Origin of the sequence: Corynebacterium sp. ACRPZ (assembly GCF_022346205.1) — a bacterium.
Classification (GTDB): Bacteria; Actinomycetota; Actinomycetes; order Mycobacteriales; family Mycobacteriaceae; genus Corynebacterium; species Corynebacterium lehmanniae.
In genome coordinates this window covers 36,778-59,804 of sequence record NZ_JAKRMR010000013.1, presented here as the reverse complement: position 1 = coordinate 59,804, position 23,027 = coordinate 36,778, and the positions used below count along the sequence as shown (strand labels likewise).

Annotated in this window: 22 protein-coding genes; 9 read left to right on the top strand and 13 right to left on the bottom strand. The window is 66.8% G+C overall.

Annotation, left to right across the window (positions count from 1 at the left end; genetic code table 11):
* Positions 1-13: 13 nt before the first annotated feature.
* The 7 genes from pyk to MHX64_RS09590 are packed head-to-tail and all read right to left on the bottom strand — an operon-like array spanning position 14 to position 6,770.
* Entirely contained in the window at positions 14-1,438 is a 1,425-nt protein-coding gene (gene pyk, locus MHX64_RS09620) for a pyruvate kinase (RefSeq protein ID WP_034998608.1), read from the bottom strand.
* Positions 1,431-2,402: a prolipoprotein diacylglyceryl transferase gene (gene lgt, locus MHX64_RS09615; protein WP_239356762.1), complete on the bottom strand. Its 972-nt coding sequence runs from the start codon at positions 2,400-2,402 to the stop codon at positions 1,431-1,433. The genes pyk and lgt overlap by 8 nt, the downstream gene beginning before the upstream one ends.
* Before the next feature lie 26 nt (positions 2,403-2,428).
* Complete coding sequence (locus MHX64_RS09610) at positions 2,429-3,247, bottom strand: indole-3-glycerol-phosphate synthase (RefSeq protein ID WP_239356699.1); 819 nt, start codon at positions 3,245-3,247, stop codon at positions 2,429-2,431.
* 45 nt (positions 3,248-3,292) lie between these two features.
* Entirely contained in the window at positions 3,293-3,994 is a 702-nt protein-coding gene (locus MHX64_RS09605; protein ID WP_239356700.1) for a TIGR02234 family membrane protein, read from the bottom strand.
* 3 nt (positions 3,995-3,997) lie between these two features.
* Positions 3,998-4,801 (bottom strand): inositol monophosphatase, encoded by an 804-nt coding sequence (locus tag MHX64_RS09600; RefSeq protein WP_239356701.1) that lies wholly within the window; start codon positions 4,799-4,801, stop codon positions 3,998-4,000.
* 13 nt (positions 4,802-4,814) lie between these two features.
* Entirely contained in the window at positions 4,815-5,444 is a 630-nt protein-coding gene (locus MHX64_RS09595) for an imidazole glycerol phosphate synthase subunit HisH (RefSeq protein ID WP_239356702.1), read from the bottom strand.
* Between the two features lie 27 nt (positions 5,445-5,471).
* Positions 5,472-6,770, bottom strand: a complete 1,299-nt coding sequence (locus MHX64_RS09590) for an MFS transporter (RefSeq protein ID WP_239356703.1) — start codon at positions 6,768-6,770, stop codon at positions 5,472-5,474.
* A 282-nt stretch (positions 6,771-7,052) separates the two neighbouring features.
* Here MHX64_RS09590 and MHX64_RS09585 point away from each other — a divergent pair, with 282 nt between their 5' ends.
* A complete protein-coding gene (locus MHX64_RS09585; RefSeq protein ID WP_239356704.1) occupies positions 7,053-8,099 on the top strand; it encodes a YbjN domain-containing protein in 1,047 nt (348 codons plus the stop codon).
* On the opposite strand, the gene MHX64_RS09580 is transcribed toward MHX64_RS09585, so the two are convergent.
* Together MHX64_RS09580 and MHX64_RS09575 are read right to left on the bottom strand one after the other, a co-directional pair.
* On the bottom strand, positions 8,100-8,555 hold the full coding sequence (locus MHX64_RS09580; protein WP_239356705.1) for a hypothetical protein: 456 nt from the start codon (positions 8,553-8,555) through the stop codon (positions 8,100-8,102).
* A gap of 53 nt (positions 8,556-8,608) precedes the next feature.
* Complete coding sequence (locus MHX64_RS09575) at positions 8,609-9,337, bottom strand: hypothetical protein (RefSeq protein ID WP_239356706.1); 729 nt, start codon at positions 9,335-9,337, stop codon at positions 8,609-8,611.
* A gap of 234 nt (positions 9,338-9,571) precedes the next feature.
* Between MHX64_RS09575 and MHX64_RS09570 the strand changes: the two genes are divergently transcribed.
* The 6 genes from MHX64_RS09570 to MHX64_RS09545 are packed head-to-tail and all read left to right on the top strand — an operon-like array spanning position 9,572 to position 17,776.
* A complete protein-coding gene (locus MHX64_RS09570) occupies positions 9,572-10,120 on the top strand; it encodes a TetR family transcriptional regulator (RefSeq protein ID WP_239356708.1) in 549 nt (182 codons plus the stop codon).
* Between the two features lie 22 nt (positions 10,121-10,142).
* Entirely contained in the window at positions 10,143-12,311 is a 2,169-nt protein-coding gene (gene glgX, locus MHX64_RS09565) for a glycogen debranching protein GlgX (protein WP_239356709.1), read from the top strand.
* Complete coding sequence (locus MHX64_RS09560; RefSeq protein WP_239356710.1) at positions 12,311-13,702, top strand: exonuclease domain-containing protein; 1,392 nt, start codon at positions 12,311-12,313, stop codon at positions 13,700-13,702. Before glgX ends, MHX64_RS09560 begins: the two co-directional genes overlap by 1 nt.
* 54 nt (positions 13,703-13,756) lie before the next feature.
* Positions 13,757-14,338: a hypothetical protein gene (locus MHX64_RS09555; RefSeq protein ID WP_239356711.1), complete on the top strand. Its 582-nt coding sequence runs from the start codon at positions 13,757-13,759 to the stop codon at positions 14,336-14,338.
* A gap of 10 nt (positions 14,339-14,348) precedes the next feature.
* The gene (gene treY / locus MHX64_RS09550) at positions 14,349-16,712 is read left to right on the top strand and encodes a malto-oligosyltrehalose synthase (RefSeq protein ID WP_239356712.1); all 2,364 of its coding nucleotides are present in this window, start codon (positions 14,349-14,351) and stop codon (positions 16,710-16,712) included.
* A gap of 14 nt (positions 16,713-16,726) precedes the next feature.
* Complete coding sequence (locus tag MHX64_RS09545) at positions 16,727-17,776, top strand: GTP pyrophosphokinase family protein (protein ID WP_239356713.1); 1,050 nt, start codon at positions 16,727-16,729, stop codon at positions 17,774-17,776.
* Position 17,777: 1 nt separating this feature from the next.
* Here MHX64_RS09545 and MHX64_RS09540 read toward each other — a convergent pair whose 3' ends face one another.
* The 4 genes from MHX64_RS09540 to ilvA are packed head-to-tail and all read right to left on the bottom strand — an operon-like array spanning position 17,778 to position 20,363.
* The gene (locus MHX64_RS09540) at positions 17,778-18,146 is read right to left on the bottom strand and encodes an RNA-binding S4 domain-containing protein (protein ID WP_239356763.1); all 369 of its coding nucleotides are present in this window, start codon (positions 18,144-18,146) and stop codon (positions 17,778-17,780) included.
* Positions 18,147-18,162: 16 nt separating this feature from the next.
* Entirely contained in the window at positions 18,163-18,396 is a 234-nt protein-coding gene (locus tag MHX64_RS09535; RefSeq protein WP_181888708.1) for a hypothetical protein, read from the bottom strand.
* A 19-nt stretch (positions 18,397-18,415) separates the two neighbouring features.
* Entirely contained in the window at positions 18,416-19,057 is a 642-nt protein-coding gene (locus MHX64_RS09530) for a YigZ family protein (protein ID WP_194559529.1), read from the bottom strand.
* A gap of 4 nt (positions 19,058-19,061) precedes the next feature.
* Positions 19,062-20,363, bottom strand: coding sequence for a threonine ammonia-lyase IlvA (gene ilvA, locus MHX64_RS09525; RefSeq protein ID WP_239356714.1), 1,302 nt, complete (start codon positions 20,361-20,363; stop codon positions 19,062-19,064).
* 124 nt (positions 20,364-20,487) lie between these two features.
* Between ilvA and MHX64_RS09520 the strand changes: the two genes are divergently transcribed.
* Both MHX64_RS09520 and MHX64_RS09515 read left to right on the top strand, forming a co-directional pair.
* Complete coding sequence (locus MHX64_RS09520; protein WP_239356715.1) at positions 20,488-22,347, top strand: choice-of-anchor I family protein; 1,860 nt, start codon at positions 20,488-20,490, stop codon at positions 22,345-22,347.
* Positions 22,348-22,501: 154 nt separating this feature from the next.
* Positions 22,502-23,023, top strand: coding sequence for a hypothetical protein (locus tag MHX64_RS09515; protein WP_239356716.1), 522 nt, complete (start codon positions 22,502-22,504; stop codon positions 23,021-23,023).
* Positions 23,024-23,027 lie beyond the last annotated feature (4 nt).

Genomic DNA, 23,027 nt, shown 5'->3' with positions numbered 1-23,027 from the left:
CCAGCCTAACTACTTAGGGGTTGCGCGTGTCCTCGCCGAGTTGGTGGACGTGAATGGTGTTGGTCGTGCCCGCGACACCCGGCGGGGTGCCGGCGACAACGACCATGGTGTCGCCCTCCTTGTACTGCTCCATTGCCAAAAGCTGGCGGTCCACCACCTTGATCATGTCGTCGGTGCTGTGGACCTGCTCGCATAGGAACGTCTCCGCGCCCCACGTCATGGCCAGCTGCGAGCGCACCTGCTGCACCGGCGTGAACACCAGAAGCGGCAGGTCCGGGTGCAGGCGCGCCACGCGGCGTGCGGTGTCGCCGGAGGTGGTGAACGTGACAATCGCGCGCGCGTTGAGGCGGTCGGCAATGTCGTTCGCCGAATAGGACACCACGCCGCGCTTCGTGCGCGGGATGTGGTTCAGCGGCGGCACGCTGCCCATGGTCTCGGCAGAGCGGACGATGCGGCTCATGGTGCGCACCACGTTGTGCGGATCCACGCCCACAGACGTCTCGCCCGAGAGCATGACACCGTCCGCGCCGTCAAGCACCGCGTTGGCCACGTCGGATGCCTCGGCGCGCGTCGGACGCGAGTTCTCAATCATGGAGTCAAGCATTTGCGTAGCGACGATCACCGGCTTGGCATTCTCGCGCGCAATCTGGATCACGCGCTTCTGCACTGCCGGGACCTGCTCGAGCGGAATCTCCACGCCCAGGTCGCCGCGGGCAACCATCACCGCATCGAACGCGAGGATGATGGATTCCAGCGCGTCCACAGCCTCGGGCTTTTCAAGCTTGGCGACGACAGGCACACGCCGGCCGACCTCATCCATGATCTCGTGGACCTGCTCCACATCCGCCGGAGAACGCACGAACGACAGGGCGATAATGTCCACGCCGAGCTCCAGGGCGAAGCGCAGATCAGCCTTGTCCTTCTCGCTCAGCGCCGGCACGGAGATGTCCATGCCCGGAAGCGAGACGCCCTTGTTGTTGGACACCGGGCCGCCCTCGGTGACGCGGCAGACCACGTCGTTGCCGTCAACCTCGGTGCAGACCAGGCCGACCTTGCCGTCGTCCACGAGCAGGCGGTCGCCCGGCTTCGCGTCCTGGGCGAGCTGCTTGTAGGTGGTGGACACGCGGTCGTGCGTGCCTTCGACGTCGTCCACGGTGATGCGGACGGTCTCGCCGGTTTCCCAGTAGGTCTTGCCGTCGCCTTCGAAGCGGCCGAGGCGGATCTTCGGGCCCTGCAAGTCCGCCAGGATGCCCACGGCGTGGCCGGTCTCGTCGGTGGCCTCGCGGACCCAGCGGTAGTTCTGCTCGTGGTCCGGGTAGTCGCCGTGCGAGAAGTTCAAACGCGCCACGTCCATGCCGTCGCGCACGAGTCCCAAAATCGCATCCTTGCTGGCTACAGCCGGGCCGAGGGTGCAGACAATCTTTGTCCTTCTATCCACGTGTACCAACCTCGTTGTCTTCGGTGTTGTCGCTGTTGTCGTCGGTGTCATTCGTGTTCTTCAGCGCCCCACGGTACTCCCGATCCTGGGAGTCTGCCGTGGACGAGCGGTTGTACTCCGGGTCCACCTCCTCCGGGGTCTCCCTGCCCTTTTGCAGCATGAAGAAGATCACCACGGCGACGATGAACAAGATGGCGGACACCCACGTGTTCACGCGCAGGCCGAGGATCAGGTTCGCCTCGTCGCGGCGCATGAACTCGATGAAGAAGCGGCCCAGCGTGTAGCCGGCCACGTACAGCCAGAACACACGGCCGTGGCCGAGGCGGAAGCGGCGGTCCGCCCAGATGAGCACGAAAAACACCGCCACGTTCCAGATCAGCTCGTAGAGGAACGTCGGGTGCACGCTCGCAATCACCTCGCCGGTGGAGCGGCCCGTCAGCGGGGCGTACTGGCCGGCTTCGTTAACGCGGTAGTAGATGTCCAGCGCCCACGGCACATTCGTCTCCGCGCCGTAGAGCTCCTGGTTGAAGTAGTTGCCCAACCGGCCGATGCCCTGGGCGAGGATCACCGACGGCGCGATCGCGTCCGCAAGCGGTGCAATCGGCAGCCCCTTGTGCCGCATCATCACCCACACCGCCAAAGCGCCGAGCGCAACTGCGCCGATGATGCCAAGTCCGCCGGCGGTGATGTTGAAGGCCTGCCAGGGGTTTTTGCCTTCGCCGAAGTACTTCTGGTGGTCCGTGATCACGTGGTAGAGGCGCCCGCCGATGATGCCGGCCGGGATGACCACAATCGCCGCGTCCCACACCGTCTCCGGGTCGCCGCCGCGCGCCTTATAGCGGCGCAGCGAGACCGCCATCGCGACGATGATGCCGGTGATGATGCACAGCGCGTAGGCGCGGATGGGAATGGGACCGAGGTACCACACGCCCTGCGGCGGCGATGGGATGTTAGCCAAGTTCAGCGTTTGCACGCCAAACAGTGTGCCATTTAGCGTCGCGACGGGCACGCGGGGTGCTGGCCTGCGGTGGCCAGCGAGCGCGTCGCCGAGAGCACATCGCCCGCGGCCATGACGGCCTCCGCCGCGAGCACCGCGTCCGCGCCGCAGGAGGCTGCGTTGATCAGATCGCGCGGGGTGGCCACGCCGCCGAGGCTGATCTTGATCACCTCGCTGGGCAGACCGGGCGCTATCTCGGCGAATGCGTTGCGGTTCAAATTGTTGGTGTCGAAAGTCCAGGAGTTCACCGCCACAACGGACACGCCCGCGCGCAGCGCTCGGTCCGCCTCCTCCGGGGTGCGCACCTCCGCCACTGCGGCCATGCCGAGGGACTCGGCGCGGTCCAGCAGCGCCTCGAAGCGGGCCTGGTCCAGGATGCCCACCTGCAGCGGGATGGCGTCGGCGCCGTAGCAGCGGGCCTCGTGAATCTGGTACGGGTCCACGATCACGTCGCGGCACACCATCGGCAGCTCCACCGCTGCCCTGGCCTGGGCCATGTCTGCCAGTGAGCCGTCGAAACGCAACCGCTCCGTCTGGCACGCGATGAGGTGGGCGCCGCCGGCTTCGATGTTTTGCGCCAGCGCCTCAATGCTGGAATGCCCCGCGCCGGTGGGACCGAAGACCGGAGAGTTGCGCTTGATCTCCACGATCACGCTGCAGCCATGACGCAAAAGCGCCGCCCGGGCGTCCCGGGTCGGCGCCATATCGCGCGAGCGCGCTTTGATCTCTTTGAAGGAAACGGCGGCCTCACGCTTGGCAACGTCGCGAAGCACACCAGCGACGACGTCGTCGAGTGCGCTCGGTGCCGGCATGGCTACCTCCCAGTTGCAAGGGGCCTGGCCTTATCACGGATAAGGCTAGCGGGTGGACTTCGAGGATCGGAAATCCGGTCCGCCCCCGCCGCCGCGCGGATCGGTCGGATCGATGTCTGCGCTGATCGCATCCCACAGCACGCGGCCGGACTGGGGGTCCTCCTCCAAGTCCTCGCGCACCTTCTCCCGGCGCACCGTTTCCTTCTCGTACTTGTTCTGCCGCGGCGAATCCTCGCCCGGCCGCGCGACCAGCAGCGCCCCGCCGGCCAGTCCGAGCACCGCCGCCACCAGCGCCAACCCGGGGCCGAACGGTTGCGTCGTGGTAGAGGTGATATCCGCCCACTGCGCAATCGCCGGCGCGGAACTGCCCTGCTGCGCCTCGTCCGCGCCCGCCGTGAGCAGGGCGTGCACACGCTCCGGATCCGCCCCGCCAACCAGCAAACGCACCGCCGGCACCGCCAGGCCCACGGACGCCGCTGCGCAGATGGCGCCGATGATGCGGCGGCCGAGGCGTCGTAAAGCAAATGCCGCGACCATCCCTGCGATCAGCAGCACCGCGATGGCACCGGTCTCCGTGGACCAGTCCGCGCCGTTGACACTTGCCTCGCCGCCGCCGGAGATGTCGTCGACGAATTCCGCGCGCACCCAATCCATCCGCGAGCTGATCCAGGTCAGCGCGCCGGCGACACCAAGTGCGACCGCCCCTTTGCGGGCGGCCTTCTTGTCTGGCTGTGCAGTTTTAGTCATGCGTTAAGCCTCCTTACCCGCATCATTTTGGACCGTTTGTAGCGCCTCCATCACCGCGGCGTGGGCTTTGGCGGTGCCCACCACAGCCCCTACCTTGTCGGGCTCCCACGGCGTGCCGTCGCCGGCGGTGGCCACCGCTCCCGCGCTGCGCGCCAGCAGGATGCCCGCGGAGTTATCCCACACGTGAGGCGAGAAACTCACCGCGGCCTGGTAGATCCCTTGGGCCGCAAACGCGAGGTCGATGCCCACCGAGCCGGAAATCCGCGGGCGCAGGTGCGCCCGGGCCAGCTCGCCGGCCAGGTCCAGACGCTGGCTGGTCGGCATACGTCTGCGGTCGCGGGAGAGCAGGGAGCCGACGCCCACGTGCGGCGCGGACGTGGCAGCACTCACCGGCGGCAGCGCCGCGCCGTTGAGGTGCACCGGCTGGCCGTCAATAGCCGTCAGCCGCATGTCCAGCAGCGGCGCGTCCACCACCGCCACCACCGGCTGCCGCTCCACCAGCAGCGAGACCAGGATCGCGCAGTTGGGGTTGCCGGTGGAATAGTTCGACGTGCCGTCGATGGGGTCCACCACCCAGCAGGCGTGCTCGTCCAGTTCGCCGCCCTGCTCCTCACCGAACACACCGATGCCGGTCGCGCCGGTGAGCTTGTCGCGCAGCAGCTCCTCCACCGCCAGGTCCGCGGCGGTAGCGAAGTCGCCAGAGCCTTTGTGCAGGGCGGGCGCGGCACCGAGTTCGTTGACGAAGATCTCGCGGGCAGCGTCAACCGCCTCCTCCGCGGCCTGCAGGTGACCCATCAGCTCCGTCATACCCGTCATCGTGCTACCCCAGCTGGGCGATCCAGTTTCGCAGCACCCCGGCACCAGTCTCGCCAGAGGCCTCAGGGTGGAAACGAGTCGCCCACAGTGGGCCGTTTTCCACCGCTGCGAGCACCTCGCCCGCCCAGCTCAGCTTGGGGTACGCGATGAACTCGTCCTCTTGCAGCTCGAAGTTGCGGGCGCCGGTGGCAGCGTTGAACTCGAATTCCTGCGCACCGTCGAGCATCAGCGAACCCTGCGCAGGCGTAACCTCCGCGCGTTCAACGGGGGCATCAAGCTTCTCGACGCCTCCCGGCCACTCCCCGAATCCAGCCGCGCCATCCGCGCCGCGCTCGAACAGCGCGTCCATGGTGGCGCCAACCACAAGCACCGGGCGCGAACCGGCGAGGCGCTGCCCCACAACGCGGTCCGCCTGGGCTTTACGCAGAGCCCGCAGCGCCTCGGCGGCATCGCCGGAGGCGACAATGACGAGACCATCCGCGGCGACGGCGCCCGACGGGTCCGAGGTAACCTCCGCGCCCACGCCTTCAGCCCGCAGCGCAGCGCGCAGCGCCGCCACCGCGGGATCCCCGCCCGCAAACGGGTCGAACACCGCAACAGCGGCAGTTTTCGGGCTGGAGGTTGTCTCGCTCATAGGTGCGTAGTGTAGCCCCCGCGCTGCCTACTGGTGCTTGCGCGGGTAGGGCCGCGGCACCTGCACCGACTTCAGGCGCGCAGACAGGTTGTTCACTTCCACCACGCGGTGGCGGCCCAGCTGGCGGTCCAGCAGCGTAATTGCCAGGCCGATGGTGATCACGGCAGACGCGATGCCGAACACCGGGGCAAACGCCATCTGCGCCACCAACATGCCGTAGAACGTCGAGCCCAAGCCGGTGCCGCCGTCGAAACCGATGTTCCAGATGGCGGAGGCCTCCGAGGTCTTGTGGCGCGGCAGGCGGTAGAACAGCATCGTCAGCGCCTCGTTTTGCACTCCGCCGAAGCCGGCGCCGTAGAACAGCGCGGCGATGAGCATGGTCCACGCGGGCAGCTCCATGGACAGGATCATGGCCATCAGCGCCACACCGACAGCGGCGATGATCTGGCACGGGATAATGACGGTGCCCGGGTAGCCGCGGCGGTCCATGATGCGGCCGGCGACGTAGCGCGAGACCATCGCGGCGAAGTTGAGGACGGAAAGCATCACGCCCGCCAGCGCAGCGCCCGACACCGGGTCGAGCGCGCGCATGGACACCGGCAGGAAGTTCGTGATCGCGCCGTATGCGGTGGTGACAAACATCAGGGCGAGCGCCGGCACGAGCGCGAGGTGCCACATGGGCACGCGCACGCTTTGCTGCGTTTCAGCGTCCGGGTCCGCCGGTGGGATGGGCGGGATAGCCAGGCAGGCCACCAGCGAAACCGCGCCGATGGAGGCGGCGATCACGTACACCGCGTCGTAGCCGATTTTGTCCACCAACGCCAGACCGGACGGCAGCGCCACCATCTGCGCCAGGCCCACGACCATGCCGAAGATGCCGGTGGCGCTGCCCAGCAGGCGCAGCGGGACAAGCTCGGCGATGATGGCGGCTTCCGCCACGGACAGCGCACCGAAGCCGATGCCGCGGATCGCACTGACGGTCAACAGCGGTACGGCGTCCATGCCGAGCATGTAGCCGAACGCCGGGATGCCCAGCAGCAGCGAGGAGATGGCCAACACCCAGCCGAAGCCGAACGTCTTCAGCGCCTTTGGGGTGAAAATTTGGGTGACCACGGTGGCGAACATGAACACGCCGGTGGAAAGCCCTGCCAGGGAGGCTGGCTGGCCAGCGTCGATCACCGCCGTGGGGACCACGGGCAGCAGCAACGCCCACGCCGCGAAGGCCGAAGCCACCGCAACGAGCACCGGGATCAGGCCCCGGGCGCGCCACACGTTGGTCAGCGATTCAACTTCCCCACGGGTCAGCGGCCGTTTGGACCATGCCATCTCACATCACCTCCATAAGCGCGAGGGCTGCGAAGAGCAGGGCCATGACAGCTAGAAGCGCAAGCACCGCGGTAAATGCACGGGGTGCTCCGCGTTGATAGCTGGACCAGACTCCGCCGACGAGAAGCCCCGCCACAAGGCTGAGCACCACCACCAAAATCGGATTCCCGACAGCGGACACCGCAAAGACCTCCTTCGCAACCAAGTCGATTCGGCCGTCATTGTAGACGCTGCATACGAATCCATGGACGCTGCCTTCACAGTGGGCGTTATGCTCGCTGTATGGGAAAGCACGCTGCACCGGCGAGCCCTCAGCGCCCCGGAGAGGTCACTCTCGAGCGCGTCGCTGCACTGCTGGAGGGCCTCGGCTTCGAACCGCTGGTGCGCCCGGACCGCGTCGTCATCGGCGCGCATGCCTTCACCGTGGCCCTGTGGGTGGATTACTCGCGCCCAATGGCGCTGGTCATCGACACTGCGGAGCGAATCCCCACCGACTTCGAGCATGCGATGGCGCTCGCCCGCTTCATCAACACCTGGAACCACGACCGGGTTGGCCCGTGGGCGAGCTACCGTCTGATGGAGTCTGGGGATCTGTGCGCGCGCATGCGCCGCGGCGTGCACATCAAGCATGGGCTTAGCGACGATCAACTGGCCGCCGAATTGTTAGACACGCTCGAGCACGCTGCCGCGTTTTACCGGCGGCTGCGCGAACGATTCTTGGACGCGGGCCTGGACCAGCCCCTGCCGCCGCAGCTGATGCGCGCCCAGGACACCGACCTGCTGCTGGGCCGGCATCCCTTACTGCGTCACTTGCCGCGCGGCGGGCGGCAGGAGGTGTCCACCGCACCGGAGCTCTACCGCGAAGTGGAGGGGCCCGCAGGTGAGGTCGCGCCGGTTGGCGTGGGCGATCTCACCGATGCGTTGGAGCAGCTGGAATTCCGCTACGGGGTCGGCGAGGACGGCGTGATCGCCACCGGTGTCAACGGCGTGCCGTTCGCGCTGACTATCGAAGGCGAGCCGGGACCGCGCTACGCCCGCGTGACAGGCATGTGGGACACCGGCCGCGACGCCCTCGATGCGTTCTTGCCGCTGTGGCTGGTGTGCAACGACGTCAACGAGCGCACGTGCGCCACGGCCGCTTACCTGCACGAATTCGACGGGACCGCCCACATGCACGCCGAGTCCACCATGCTCGTGGCTGAGGGCGCCGCGCCCGGGCAGGTCAGCGAATTTGTCATCTCTGCGATGGCGGCGTGCCTGGCGGCCATCGACCACGTCAGTCAGCAGACGGCCGGCCAGTCGGTGGTGGATTGGCCCGGCAGGCGCTAGCTAGCGCTCCTGCCTTGTGTAGGCCAAAAGGTTGGCGGTCCAGTACACCAGCACCGCCGCGAACGGGCCCGCTGCCCAGGCGACACCTGGTCGCACGGGCGGCACCATGGTCAACGTGTCGCCGTCCGAAAGCGCATCAGGCGACGGCAGGGGGTGCATAAGTCCCACGAACCAGCCGCCGAAGATGTAGAGCGCCACGGCAGCTACCGCGCTGACGATTCCGGCCCAGATCAGCCAGGCCACAGACCCACGGACTTTCCCGCGCCGCGCGGCAAACAGCGCCACCGCCGCCGCCACAACACCGGCCAGGGTGGTCAGCAGAGCAAACGAGCCGAAGCCTGCGAATTCGGCGTTGACGGGGCTTTCCGCCTGATCCACCCGCAAACCGCCGCCTTCAACCACGCCGATGTATGCGGGCCGCACAAGCGCCCACACCCCGCCGCCGAGGATGCCCAAAACGCAACCGAGCGCCAGGAGCCCAGCTCCGGCGCTCAGTGCGGATCTACGGTTTAGTTGCACAGCTTCCAGCGACCGTCTTCCTTCTGGAAGATCATGGTCGAGGTTTCCTCGCCGTGCTCGCTCCTCGCGGTCAGGCTCGCGGACGCGCGGTCACCGTCGATACGCACATCGTCCAGGCTGACCTCCGTCTCCGGCAGCTCGATGCCCTGGCCCTGCTCCTCGGCGAGGCGGCTGGCCTCCTGGACCTGCTCCAGGCTCATGCCCTGGCGCTCAAGCTCCTCGAGCATCGGCTCGGTGACGGCCTTGCACGAGTTCTCCAGGATGGTCGGGGTCCAGTCTGCAAACGATCCCGGGTTGAGCACGGCGCGGGCGGTGTCTTCCATCTCCCGGCGGTCGTCCTCGCTGCCTGCCTCACCGTTGGCCAGCGGCTCATTGGTGTTTTCCGGCATGCCGTTTTCAAACGGGTTGGCCAGTGTCGGCGGCTGCTCTTCGTCGCCCTGTGCCTGGTTGGACTTCTGCTTGTCTTCCTTCTTCTTTTCCTTCTCGGAAGTTTTCGAGGTCTTTTCTGCCTTTTCAGACTTCTCGGGCTTTTCAGACTTCTCGGACTTCTCCGCAGAGGCTTCCGTGGAAGAGTTCGCGGCGGACGCCTCAGGCGCCTCGGCGGCGGTGGACAGACCGCCGGAGGTTCCTTCGTCGTCGGACCCGCACGCGGTGAGCGGGAGTACGAGGGCGAGCGCCGCCGTCGTCACTGCCAAGCTCTTCTTCGTTTGCAACTTCACGGTATACCTGTACCTCTCGTTGTCGGACCCGCCCGGAAATTCGGTGCGGGCTGGCACCAGCGACTGTTCTTCGGCATCAGTACATGCAGTCGCGGTGAAGATCCATTCAGAAATAGTACCAACTACTCACTGTTGCACTCGTTGGACATCTATATAAGCATTCTGGAGGGTTTCTGTGAGGTTACGTAAAGCCATTTCGGCCGCCGGCGACCGTTGTGCGTCTATGTTGGAGGAATGCAACTAACCCGTGAGCGCATCACCGAAGCGGCGTTGACCATCCTCGCCGAGTACGGGCTCGCGGACGTGTCCATGCGCCGGGTAGCCACCTCACTTTCAGTCGCGCCCGGAGCGCTGTACTGGCACATCTCCAACAAGCAGGAACTCATCGCCTCCATGGCGGAAGAGATTGTGCAGGTGCTTATCAACGGCCCCCTGCCGGACCCCGCATATTTAAGCCGCGCGCTGCGCGAGGCACTGCTTTCCACCCGCGACGGCGCGGAGGTCGTCGTCGCGGCGGTGAGCCAGCCCGGTTCGCAGGTGCAAAAGGAGTTGGAAACCAGGTTCGCGGCGTCGGTCAGGGCGTGGCTGGGCGAAGCGGCGTCGGAAAGCAATGTGCACATCGCCGCCAGAGGCTTGCTGCGACTGACCTTGGGCGACGCTGCAGTGCAGCAATCCGCCGCGCAGCTGGCGCAGGCCACTGGCGCGCCTGCGGAGTCGGACGGCGTAGGCGAGCACGCCGCGGCAGTGGCCTTCCTGCTCGACGGCCTAAAGCGAAGTGTCTGAGGGGGCACTAAGCTGTGACCCCATGAATGAGACCATCGTCTGGCCCGGTTCTTCCTACCCCCTGGGCTCCACCTTCGACGGCGCAGGCACGAACTTCGCACTGTTCTCCGGCGTCGCGGAGAAAGTGGAGCTCTGCCTTATCGACGACGACGGGGCGGAGACCCGCATCCCGCTGGAGGAAGTGGACAACCACGTCTGGCACGCCTACCTGCCCGGAGTGAGCCCGGGCCAGCGCTACGGCTACCGCGTGCACGGGCCGTGGGACCCGCACAACGGCAAACGCTGCGACCCGAACAAACTGCTGGTGGACCCGTACGCGCGCGCCTTCGACGGTGAATTCGACCAGCACTCCTCACTGTTTTCCTACGACGTGCACGCCGACGAGCCGGGCACCGGCCGCAACGAGGAGGACTCGTTGGGCCACACGATGCTGTCCGTGGTGATCAACCCGTTCTTCGACTGGGGCGATGACCGCGCGCCGAAGATCCCGGAGGGCGAGTCCGTCATCTACGAGTGCCACGTCAAGGGCATGACGCAAACCCACCCCGGCATCCCGGAGGACCTGCGCGGAACCTACGCCGGCATGTCGCACCCGGTGATGGTGGATTACCTCAAGGACCTGGGCGTCACCGCCATCGAGCTGCTGCCGGTGCACCAGTTTTTGCAGGACGACCGCCTGCGGGACTTAGGCCTGCGCAACTACTGGGGCTACAACACGTTCGGCTTTTTCGCCCCGGAGAACAACTACGCCTCCTCCACCGCGCCGGGTGACGCGGTGGCCGAGTTCAAGCAGATGGTGCGCACGTACCACGAGGCGGGCATCGAGGTCATCCTGGACGTGGTGTACAACCACACCGCCGAGGGCAACCATATGGGCCCGACCATCGCCTTCCGCGGCATCGACAACGAGGCGTACTACCGGCTGGTGGACGACGACAAGTTCCACTACATGGACTACACCGGCACCGGAAACTCCTTCAACGTGCGCTACCCGCACTCGCTGCAGCTGATCATGGATTCGCTGCGCTACTGGGTCACGGACATGCACGTAGACGGGTTCCGCTTCGACCTCGCCTCCACCCTGGCCCGCGAGTTTTCCGACGTGGACCGCCTGGCCACCTTCTTCGACCTGGTGCAGCAGGACCCTGTGGTCAGCCAGGTCAAGCTCATCGCCGAACCGTGGGACGTGGGCGAAGGCGGCTACCAGGTGGGCAACTTCCCCGCCCTGTGGAGCGAGTGGAACGGCAAGTACCGCGACACCATGCGCGACTTCTGGCGCGGCGAGGACTCCACCCTCGGCGAGTTTGCCTCGCGTCTGACCGGTTCGTCGGACCTGTACCAGCACAACGGCCGGCGCCCCACCGCATCCATCAACTTCATCACCGCCCACGACGGATTTACCCTCAACGACCTAGTCACCTACAACGACAAGCACAACGAGGCCAACGGCGAGGACAACCGCGACGGCGAGAGCCACAACCGCTCGTGGAACTGCGGCGCGGAGGGTGAGACGGACGACCCGGAGGTGCTGGACCTGCGGGCGCGGCAGCGCCGCAACTTCCTGACTACCCTGCTGCTGTCCCAGGGCACCCCGATGCTCGCCCACGGCGACGAGATCGCGCGCACCCAGGGCGGCAACAACAACGTCTACTGCCAGGACAACGAGATCTCCTGGATGGACTGGTCCAGGCTCGAGGAAGCATCCGACCTGCACGATTTCACCCGGCGGCTGATCGAGCTGCGCCGCGACCACCCGGTGTTCCGCCGCCGCCGCTTTCTCGCCGGCGGCGCGTTGGGCGACGAGGAGCACGGCCGCGAGATCGCGTGGCTGACACCCGAGTGCACACTGATGACGCAGGACGATTGGAATACCCCGTTCGGGCGTGCTCTGATGGTGTTCTTGGACGGCGAAGCTATCGCCGAGCCGGATGCGCGCGGACAGCGCGTGGTGGACGATTCCTTCCTGTTGATGTTCAACGCCCACTACGAAGACATCGACTTCACGGTGCCGGGCGCCGAATTCGGCGACGAGTGGGAGGTAGTCGTAGACACCACCGAGGCGCTCGGCGTACGCGAGGACGCCGAGCCAGTCCAGCCCGGCGCGACTGTGACCGTGGGCCAGCGTTCCACCGTGGTGCTGCGCCGCACCCAACCACCCGCAGGCGAAGGAAATTCGGAGGCCAGCCAGTAATGATCACCGCGCACGGCGCAACGTTGACCGTGACCAATGAGGCACTGACCCTCACTCCCACCGCACTCGCGGCCTCGTTGCGCGGCGGTAGCAACTCCCGCGAGGTGGCCATCGCCGACATCGCGGGCACCACCTCCGTCGCGGGCGACGCGTGGACCCGCACGCGTGTGGACATCGACACTGCCGGCGGCACTGTGGCCGTCTGGTTCGCTCCCGGCGACGAGGAGGGCCCCGCCGAGCTCTGCAAGCTTCTCGACGACGCAAAGCACGGCCACGCACCTGCCACCGGCACCGTGGCCGGCGGCGCCGGCATCCCTGGCTTTTCCTTCGTCGGCTTCGACGTAGAGACCGCGAACCGCCGCTGGGGCTCGATTTGCCAGATCGGCCTGGTGAAGATCGTTGACGGCGAGGAGGTGGACCGCGCCTCGTGGCTGTGCAAGCCGCCGGCGTCTCTCGCACAGTTCGAGGAGGGCAACGTGGCCATCCACGGCATCACCGAGCAGGATGTCGCCGACGCGCCGGACGTGTGCGACTGCATTCCGAAGATGGCCGAGTTCGTCGGCGATCTGCCTCTGGTGGCGCACAACGCCCAGTTCGACGCCTCCGCGCTGCGCGACGCCTGCCAGGCCTCCGACGTCGAGGTGCCGCAGATGCTGTTCGCTTGCACGCTCGCCCAGGCGCGCGCCACCAAGCTGGACGTGGCCAACCACCGCCTGCCTACCCTGGCGGAGCACTTCGGCATCACGCTGGACAACCACCACGACGCCTGCGAGGACGCCGCGGCCTGCGCCGGCGTGATGGTGGGCCTGGCGCGCCAGGCCGGCCATACCGGCAGCCTGATGAGCTTCGTGCACGACTCCGGCTTCACGCTCGGCTCCATCGACGCCGCCCGCGTGACCCCGGTGCTGCGCGACCGCTCCGGCGCGGGCCGCGCCATGCAGGCGGAAAAGGCGTCCCAGGGCGGGGTCGCCGCCGCGGTTGCAGCATCCGCGGCGCCCCAGGGCTCGAATCAAGCGGGCCCGGCGAAGCGGGCGCAGCAGAACAAAGGGCCCCAGCGCCCCTGGCAGTCCGTGGCCACCCCAGACACCGTGCCGGAGCCGAACACGGACGCAGATCCGAACGCGCCGCTGTACGGCGAAAATGTCACGCTGACCGGCGAGTTTGAGCCGCACGACAAGGGTGAGCTGTGGCAAAAGATCGCCGCACAGGGCGCGCAGGTGGGCAAGAACGTGACGAAGAAGACCACCGTGCTGGTGGTGGGCGAATGGGCCACGGTGACCTCGAAGGAAAAGCGCGCCCGCGAGCTGAAGGACAAAGGCCAGGACATCCAGATCTGGCAGGCCGACCAGCTGCTTGAGGCGCTGGGGTTAAACGAGCAGCCGCCGTTTTAGAAAAACTTTCGGCCTTTCGGGAACCGGGGCGGGTGCGGTTGCGTCTAAGTAGCCATGCAGCTTCTCCAACACGCACCCGTTCCCGCCACGGCGATCACGTTGCGTCTTGCGCACGTGGACGGCGCGGCAACTCGCGCGCGCATCGCCGCCGGTTTTAGCACCTCCACTGCCTTTATTAGCCTCTCGCCTGGCCTGGTGTGCGTATTCGACTCGCCTACCTCCACCGGCCTTACCCACCAGGAGGTCGGCGCCGCGGGTGTGAGCGCCCATCAGCTGTGGAACGCCGCGGCGGAACAGCTGATCTCCCGCGCGCAGCGCGACGACGGCGTGGAGTTCTTAGTACGTTGCCCCAGCGTCGCGCTGGACTGCGACGAGCTGCCGCGAGGCTTCGAGGTGGACGGACACGACTCCCCCGCCGCCTGGTGGCTTTCCCACCCACGCCCCTTTACCCTGCTGCACCGCCACTTCGAGGCCGTGCTGCGGCCGGAGACCGGGCTGGTCTACGCCACCCGCGACTGGCGCGAGCTATTCGTTTTCGACGCGGACGCCGACGAGGTGGCGCAGCACCTGCCCGGCGCGAATGTGCTGGCCTATTCCGTGGGGTTTCCCCTGCTGCGCCACGCAAAATCCAGCTAGGGTGTGGGGCGTGAAACGCCCCATCACCTCCACGTACCGCCTGCAGCTGCGCGGCCCGCATGCGGACCCTCACGGCCGCGAGTTCGGCTTCGCCCAGGCCGCCGCGCTTGTGCCCTACCTGTCCGACCTCGGGGTCTCGCACCTGTATCTCTCCCCGATCTTCGCGGCCGCGCCGGAGTCCAACCACAACTACGACGTGATCGACCCGACCGTGGTCAACCCGGAGCTCGGCGGCATTGACGGGCTGCGCCGGCTCGCCCGGGTGGCGCACGACGCCGGGTTGGGGCTGGTGGTGGATATCGTGCCCAACCACCTCGGCGTGGAGGTGCCGCGGCGCAACCGGTGGTGGTGGGACGTGCTCAAGCACGGGCAGGGTTCGGACTACGCGCACTTCTTCGACATCGACTGGGCCGAGGACAACGGCGCAGGCGGCAAAATCGCGCTGCCGGTCCTCGGCGCACCCGGCGACGCGGACGCGCTGAAACTCGAGCACCTCGACGACGAGGACGTGCTCACCTACTACGACCACGTCTTCCCGCTCGCCCCCGGCAGCTACGCGGGACTCGACGACGACCCGGCCGCCGTGCACGAGCGCCAGCACTACCGGCTGATGTACTGGTGCGACGGCATCATCACCTACCGCCGTTTCTTCTCCATCAACGGCCTCGCCGGCGTGCGCCAAGAGGACGAGGATGTCTTCAACGCCACCCACTCCTGCCTGCGGGAACTTGTGGGCGAGGGGCTTATCGACGGCGTCCGCGTAGACCACCCCGACGGCCTGGCCGACCCGTTCGGCTACCTCACCCGGCTGCGCGAGCTCATCGGACCGGACACCTGGCTGATCGTGGAGAAGATCCTCGCGGCGGACGAGCCGCTGGACCCGCACTTGGACATCCACGGCACCACCGGCTACGACGCGCTGCGCGAGTTCGACGGCGTCTTCGTCGACGCGAACGCCGCGGGCACACTCGGCGAGCTGGCGCGTGAGTACTCTGGCTCCACCTGGGATGCCGACGCGGTGGAGGCTGCCGAGTGGGAGCTCAAAGCCCGCATCGCAAACGAGGAACTCGCCCCGGAGGTGCGCAGGCTTGCCCGCGCCGTGCGCCGCGACAGCCAAACTTTTAGCGACGTCACCGACGCCGAACTGACTGAGGTGCTGGTGGCGCTTGTGTCTCGCATGCCGGTCTACCGCGCCGATTACCGCTGCCTGTCGCGGGTGACGCCAACGCTGATCGCGCAGCTGGCCGAGCTCGGGCACAACCCGGCCGCGCTCGACCTGACCGCCGCCGCGCTCGCCGCGTCCGGCGAGGCGGCCCACCGTTTCGCCCAGGTCTGCGGCGCGGTTATGGCCAAGGGCGTGGAAGACACCCTGTTCTACCGCGCGTGCCGCCTGGTGGCGCTGCAGGAAGTCGGCGGCGCGCCGGGCCGGACCGGGGTGAGCCAGGCCGAGTTCCACCTGCTCCAGGCAGAACGCGCCGCGCTGTGGCCCCGCACCATGACCGCGCTGACCACCCACGACACGAAGCGCAGCGAGGACACCCGCGCCCGCATGCTGGAGATCGCGGAGCTTCCCGACGAGTTCGCCCGCCTGATCCGCGACGTGTTCGCGCTGACCCCGCCGCCGGATGAGGCCACCGGATACTTCCTCATCCAGAACATCCTCGGCGCCTGGCCCCGCGACGGCCACGCCACCGAGGAGTTCACCCGGCGCCTGCAGGACTACGCCGTCAAGGCCGCACGAGAGGCGGACCGGTTGACCAGCTGGCACGACAACGACCACGAGTTCGAGGCCCGGCTGACCGATTGGATCGCCCGCCTCACCGACGGCCCCGCAACGCAGCTTCTCGCAGACTTCGCCCGCGACCTCGACCGCGGCGGCGTTGCCGTCTCCCTCGGGCGCAAACTGCTGCAGCTGGTCGGCCCGGGCATCCCGGACACCTACCAGGGCACCGAGTTTTTGGACTTCTCGCTGGTGGACCCGGACAACCGCCGCTTTGTCGACTATCAGGCGCGTTGTGCTGGTGAGGGGGCACCGGAGGACGTCGATAAGCAACGCATTGTGCGCGCCACCCTCACCTTGCGCCGCGAACGCCCGCAGCTCTTCCTCGACGGCGGTTACCGCGCGATCTGCGCCGCCGGCCCCGCGCGCGAGCACGTTGTGAGCATGGCGCGCACACTTGACGACGAACCACAGGTCATCGCCGTAGCAACCCGCGCCCCGCTCAGCTTGGAGCGCGCCGGAGGCTGGCGCGGCACCACCCTCACCCTTCCCGAAGGCACCTGGACCGACCGGCTCACCGGGCAGAAGTATTCCGGCACTGTGGAAATGTCGCAGCTGTGCGCCGGACTACCTGCGGTGCTGTTGTCCATGTAAGCTATCCCGCCGTTATGAGCACTGCAAAGCATCCCGCAAAGCCTGAGAAGCCGAGGAACAAGGCGATGGACGACACCATCGCCCGGCTCGGGTCGACCTACTTTGCCTGGATGCGCGAACACGACGACATCGCGACGGCGTTTCGGCACGCGCTGCACGAACTCATGCGCGACGCCGGCGTCAACTTCGACCGCGTGGACGCGCGCGTGAAGTCCTGGACCTCTTTGAAGGAAAAGGCGCGCAAGACGCGCGACGACGGCGAGATGGTCTACCCCGACCCGTGGCACGACATCAAAGACATCATCGGCGCGCGCATCACGGTGCTGCACTCCACTGAGATCCCGGCCGTGCAGCGTCTCCTCGCGGACCAGTTCGAAGTGCTGCGCAGCGTGGACAAGGCCGAAGAAACGCGCGTGGCCGGCGGCTTCGGCTACGGCTCGCACCACATGATCGTGCGGGTGCAGGAGCAGTCCGAGGGGCTGGAAGAGTACGTCGGCCAGGTTTTTGAGGTGCAGATCCGCACCGTGCTGCAGCACGCCTGGGCCGAGTTCGAGCACGATATCCGGTACAAGCGCGCCACCGAGAACCTGGACCCGCAGGTGGACCGGGCTTTCACCCTGGCGGCCGGCCTGATAGAGCTGGCAGACCAGCAGTTCGACCAGATCGCGTCGCTGGCGAACCCGGAGGATCCGGCAGACAAGGTCAACACCGAGGTGGACGCGGAGATCTCCCCGGAGACTCTCCCGGGCATCCTCACCGTGCTGCTGGGCAACCAGTTCCCGCTGTCGCGCGCAGGCGACTACCGCTTCTGCACGGAGCTTTTGCGGGCCCACGGCATGGAGCACGTCTCCGACGTTGCGGAGCTGACCAACCCGGCGGACATCGAGGCGATCTCGAACTCGCTGTCCTACCCCTTCGTGCCGGGCCAGGTGCGCATCGTGGACGATTTGCTGCTCAACCGCTTCGGCACCGAACACATCGAGCGCACCTGGGACGCCGGCAACCGTCCGCAGGTACGGCGCAAGCGGCTGACCAACCGTTTGCGGCTTTTGCGCGGCGAGTAGTTCAGTTGCGCCGACCCATTAGCCGGTCGATCTCGCGGCGCTGCTTCTTCGTCGGCCTGCCTGTGCCGCGGTCGCGCACCGGCGGGGCTGCGAACAGCTCGCGCGGCGGGGGCGGTGGCGAGTGGTCGATGTAGCACGACCGGGCAACCGGCGCGCCGACGCGCTTGCTCACGGTCGCCGCCACCTCAAAGATGTATTCGCGGTGGTCCTTCCACACGCGCACCGTCTCGCCGGGGACGACCTGCTGGGCGGGCTTGACGGCCTTGCCGTCGATTTTCACGTGCCCGGCGCGCACCGCGTCCGCGGCTTGGCTGCGGGTTTTGAAGATGCGCACGGCCCACAGCCAGGCGTCGATGCGCACCGCCGCCATGGTTGGCTGGGTCAAGCTAGTACTGGTCCTTGTGGTTGACGATTCGCTGGACCTTGTTCCAGTTGGTGAACCCGCCTGCGACAGCAACGACAAGGCCGAGGAACAAGAAGGTCCAAGAACTGAAAATCAGGCCGAAAGCGATGCCTCCGGCAACGCCGCCGCCGGCCCACAGGACGGCGTTGCGGGAGTACTGGCGCACGGCGGCCTTGCGCTGTGCGATCGGGTCATTGGGGCGCGGCTGCATGGTCATGGCGTCTAAGTGTAGCGCCTTACGCGCCGCGTTCGACCCAGCGGTAGCCGGCCTCTTTCATCTCGGCGCCGCCGTGAGTGGCGGCGGCCAAAAGTGTGTCCACACGATCGCGCTCCCCCGGCGTGAACGCCAGCGTGTAGGTGGCGGCGCGCCCGTACTCCACATCCACGACGTCGATGCCTGCGGTGCGCAGCTCCGACTCGATGCGCCCAGCTTCGGCGTGCGGGAAGTCCACGGTGCCCAGCTCACGTACCTCGCGGGTGACGCGGGTGACGTGCTCCAGTGTGTCGGCCACGGACTCGGTGTATGCGCTGACCAGCCCGCCGGTGCCGAGCTTGATGCCGCCGAAGTAGCGGATCGCAACCGCCACCACGTCCTGCATGCCGGAGCCTTTAAGCACCTCCAACATGGGTTTGCCGGCTGTGCCGGAGGGCTCGCCGTCGTCGGATGAGCGCTCGAGGGGCTGCGCTGCGTCCTGGTGCACGATGAACGCGGAGCAGTGGTGGCGCGCGTCCGGGTACTCTTCGCGGGCGGTGTTGATGACCTCGCGCGCCTCTTGCTCTGTGGTTGCGCGGGCGATCCAGCCGATGAACCGGGAGCGTTTGACTTCGAACTCGTGGGTAACCAGCTCATCTGCGGGGCGTACGTACGACTGCTCCATCGGCTTAACCCGCCACGATGTAGTCGTACTCCGGTGTGCCCGGCTCTAGGCGGCGGCAGTCGATCGCCGACTCATCCATCCGCCCCAGCAGCGGGGCGAGGTCTTCGGCGCGGGCGAGCTCGATGCCCACGAGTGCGGCGCCGGTTTCGCGGTTGTTCTTTTTCAGGTACTCGAACAGGACGACGTCGTCTTCCTCGCCGAGGATGTCGTTGAGGAAGTGGCGCAGCTGGCCTGCCTCCTGCGGGAAGTTGACCAAAAAGTAGTGGCGCAGGCCGCGGTGCACCAGGGAGCGCTCCATCACCTCGGCGTAGCGCAGCACGTCGTTGTTGCCGCCGGAGATGATGCACACCACGGTCGAACCGGGCGCCAGTTCCGCCAGTTCCAGGCCCGCCACGGACAGCGCGCCGGCGGGCTCGGCGATGATGCCTTCGTTTTGGTACAGCCCGAGCATCTCGGTGCACACCGCGCCTTCGTCCGCGGCGTAGAGCTCGGTGGTGTCGCGGTGGGCGTTGAAAATCTGCCACGGGATGTCGCCGATGCGCTTTACCGCCGCGCCGTCCACGAACGGGTCGATTGCTTCCAGGGTGACGGGTTCGCCCGCATCGCGCGCCGCGCCTAGCGACGCCGCACCTTTCGGCTCCACCCCAACCACCTTCGTCGCCGGGGACATGTCAGCCAGGTAGGACAGCACGCCGGAGATAAGCCCGCCGCCGCCCACCGGCACCAGCACGGTGTCCAGCTCTTTGCCCAGGCTGGCCAGCTGCGCCACGATCTCGGCGGCGACGGTGCCCTGGCCGACCACAGTGTCGCGGGAGTCGAACGGCTCGATCACCGTCGCGCCGCGTGCCGCGGCGTCCTCGCGGGCGGCCTGCGCGGCCTCGTCGAACGTGTTGCCCGTGACCACAAGTTCGATGGAGTCGCCGCCGTGGACGCGGATGCGGTCGCGCTTCTGCTTCGGGGTTGGCTTGGGCACGAAGATCTTTCCTTGGATGCCCATCGCGCGGCAGGCGTAGGCCACGCCTTGGGCGTGGTTGCCGGCGGACGCCGCCACGACACCGGCGGCGCGGGCCTCTTCACCCAGCCGGGAGATGCCGTAGTAGGCGCCGCGGATTTTGTAGGAGCGCACGTCCTGCAGGTCCTCGCGTTTGAGGTAGACATTAACGCCGTACTGCTCTGACAACCGCGGGCAGTACTGCAGTGGAGTCGGCGAAATCACCGATGAGATCCGGCCTTGCGCGAACCGGATGTCGGCTGCGTGGACTTCCTCGAAGGCGGAGTCGGATGTGTTCGGTGTGGCTGTGCGCATGGTTAGCGAGTCTACAACTGCCCGACTCGTTTACTCCCCCTTCACCTCACCGTAACTTCGCGCCCACCTTCAGGCTGTACACCAGAACGCGTACTCGTTTTTACAGCTCCCCGAAAGGTCCCCCATGCCCGGAAACCGCATCTCCCGCACCGGCCTCGCCGCCGCGTGCGCTACCGCCCTCACCCTCGGCCTTGTCTCCCCGGCAACCGCCGCCGTCGTTGCTGAGCCGGTGAAGGATCTGGCCGACGGTGCCACCGCCGACATCTCGGTGCTGGGTTCCTACGGCGCAGGCGCCTTCGACGAGTCCGCCGCCGAGATTGTCGCCTTCCACGCCGATTCCAAGCGCATCCTCACCGTCAACGCGCTGTCCGGCAAGATCGACGTCCTCGACGCGGCTGACCCCTCCAGGCTCACCAAGGTCGGCGAGGTCTCCGGCGGTAAGAACACCACCATCAACTCCGTCGCTGTGCGTGCCGACGGCCTCGCGGTGGCCACCGTCGAGCCTGAGAACAAAACCGATGCCGGCGAACTGATTTTCTTCGACGCCGGTGCCGACACGCCCGGCACCGTGCTCGGCCGCGTGGGTGTCGGTGCCCTGCCGGACATGGTGACCATCACCCCGGAGGGCGATTACGCACTGGTAGCAAACGAAGGCGAGCCCGCTGAAGATTACTCGGTTGATCCAGAGGGCAGCGTATCCGTCGTAAAGCTTCCTGATGCTGTAAAGACCGCGACCCAGGCCGATGTGCGCACCGCGGACTTCACTGCGTTCGAAGGCACCTTGGCGGATAAGGGCGTGCACATCTACGGCCAGGTGGGCGCCTCCACCACCGAGGCGCAGAACCTCGAGCCGGAGTACATCGCCGTCGCGGGCGGCAAGGCGTACGTGACGCTGCAGGAAAACAACGCCGTCGCCGTGGTGGACATCGCCACCGCCACCGTCGAGGACGTGTGGCCTCTGGGCTACACCGACCGCCGCGAGGTGCCAATGGACATCTCCGACAAGGACGGCAAGATCGACATCCGCACCGCACCGGTCAAGGGCATTCTGCAGCCGGATTCCATCGCCGCCTACGAGGTCGACGGCACGACCTACCTGGTCACAGCCAACGAGGGCGACGCGCGCGACTGGGAGGCCTACTCCGAGGAAGAGCGCATCAAGAAGCTGGGCGGCAAGAAGGCGGCCCCGATCTGCGAAGGCTATGCGGGCATGACCGCCAGCGAAATCGAGGAATTCCAGGCCGACGAAAACGCGGGCCGGCTGAAGATCACCACCGCGTTCGGTTTGAACGAAGAGAAGAACTGCTACGAGGACCTCTACACCTACGGCGGCCGCAGCTTCTCCATCTTCACCGCCGACGGCAAGCGCGTGTTCGACTCCGGCGCCGAGTTCGAGGAGCTCACCGCGAAGCTTCTGCCGGAGTATTTCAACACCAACCACACGGAAAACGAGTTCGAGTCCCGCTCCGATGACAAGGGGCCGGAGCCGGAGGGCGTCACCCTCGGCGAGATCAACGGCCGCACCTACGCGTTTGTCGGCTTTGAGCGCATCGGCGGCGTGATGGTCTACGACATCACCGACCCGGCGAAGCCTGCCTACACCGCCTACATCAACAACCGCGACTTCTCCATCAACATGGAAGAACTTGCCGACGAGGGCGACGACGCCGTGCAGGCCGGGCTGGAGAAGGTTGGCGACTTGGGAGCTGAGGGCCTCACGTTCGTGTCTGAGAAAGACTCCCCGAACGGCGAGAACCTGCTGATCGTGGGCAACGAGGTGTCCGGCACCACAACCGTGTTCCAGGTGGACTCGCTCATCGAGGCACCGGCCAAGCCGGCCGAGCCCGCTCAGCCGGGCCAGGACGCTGCCGGCAGCTCCCTATCCAAGGGCGGTGTGATTGCGATCGCACTTGCTGCTGTGGCGCTGGCGATCGGCGCTCTGGGCGCGCTCGGTAGCGTTGTGAACTCGATGTTTGCCAAGTAATTGGGTGGCGGCGGACAACTGTTGTCCATGAAATAAACGCCGCTGCTTCACTACATTTTTAACCCTAAACCTGCTAGGTTCATCGGGGTGTCATGTAGGGCACAGTGCCCACATCGACTGTTTTGGATCTTCTACGAGGAGAATAAGAGAACATATGAAGCGTATTTCCACCGCAGCCGTGGCTGCCGCAACCGCTCTGTCCCTGGCCACCGTCCCGGCGATCGCTCAGGAGGACACCGCGGCTACGACCACCGGTACCACTACCGAGCCGACCACCCCGGCAACCGAGCCGTCTGAGCCGGCAACCGAGCCGACCACCCCGGCAACCGAGACCACCGCCCCGGCAACCGAGACCACCGCCCCGGCAACCGAGACCACTCAGCCGGCGCCCACCACGAAGCCGCAGCAGCCGAAGCCGCAGCAGCCGAAGCCGCAGCAGCCGAAGCCGCAGACCTCCGGCTCTTCCCAGGGCACCATCGTCGGCATCTTCTCTGGCACCCTCGGTGCTGTGCTGACCACCTCCCTGATCGTGTTCTCTGACCCGCGCGGCGCGAACAAGATCATCGATATGGTCAACGCACAGTTCGGCCTGGGTCTGCCGCACCTGTACACCCCGAAGTTTGAGCTGCCCAACTTCCAGCTGCCTAACTTCCAGCTGCCGAATCTTCCGTTCTAACCCA